Origin of the sequence: Actinacidiphila polyblastidii (assembly GCF_036353415.1) — a bacterium.
GTDB lineage: Bacteria > Actinomycetota > Actinomycetes > Streptomycetales > Streptomycetaceae > Actinacidiphila > Actinacidiphila polyblastidii.
Genome location: NZ_JAZEWV010000084.1, coordinates 1 through 838 on the forward strand (window position 1 = coordinate 1; position 838 = coordinate 838).

1 protein-coding gene is annotated in these 838 nt (G+C 76.4%); it reads left to right on the forward strand.

All coding sequences use genetic code 11. The features are described from left to right. A partial coding sequence (locus V2S66_RS34320; protein ID WP_330801025.1) for a condensation domain-containing protein occupies window positions 1-838 on the forward strand: 838 nt, incomplete at both ends.

Consider the following 838-nt stretch of genomic DNA (forward strand, 5'->3'; position numbering starts at 1 on the left):
CGGTTACCGGATCACCTCCAAGGACGTCTTCGAGTGCCGGACGGCCGCCCGGCTCGCGGCCACCGCCCGTCCCACCGCTCCGGCCGCCCCCGCCCCCGGCGTGCCGGACCGGCTCGCGCTCGTCCCCCTCGCGCCCGACGACGTCGCCGCGCTGGGCCGGGGCGCCGTGGTCGACGACGTCCTGCCGCTGTCCCCCCTCCAGCAGGGCTTCCTCTTCCACGCCGGCTACGACACCGCGGCCCCCGACGTCTACGTCGCCCAGCCCAGCCTGCTCCTCCAGGGCCCGCTGGACGTCGCCGCCCTCAAGGACGCCGCGCGCGCCCTGCTCCGCCGCCACGCCGGGCTGCGGTCCGCCTTCCGCCCGACCGCGGACGGCACCGTGGTCCAGGTCGTCCTGGACGAGGTGACCCCGCGCTGGCGCGAGGTCGACCTGCGCCCGCTCGCCCCGGAGGCCGCCGACGCCGAGGCCGCGACGATCATGGCCCGCGAACGCGCCGCCCGCTTCGACCTCGCCGAAGCCCCCCTCCTCCGCTTCGTCCTGATACGGCTGGCCGAGCAGACCTTCCGCATCGTGCTGACTCACCATCACATCGTTCTCGACGGGTGGTCGATGCCGCTGGTGCTGGGGGATCTGTTCGCGTTGTACGAGGCCGGCGGGGACGGCTCGGGTCTTGCCGCGGTCCCGCCGCACCGGGCGTATCCGGAGTGGCTGGCCGTGCAGGACCGGCCGGCGGCCGAGGCGGCCTGGCGGCTGTCGCTCGCCGGACTCGACCAGCCCACCCTGCTGCTGCCCGAGGACCCGGCCCGGCCGACCGTCCCACCCGAGCGGTCACGGCTC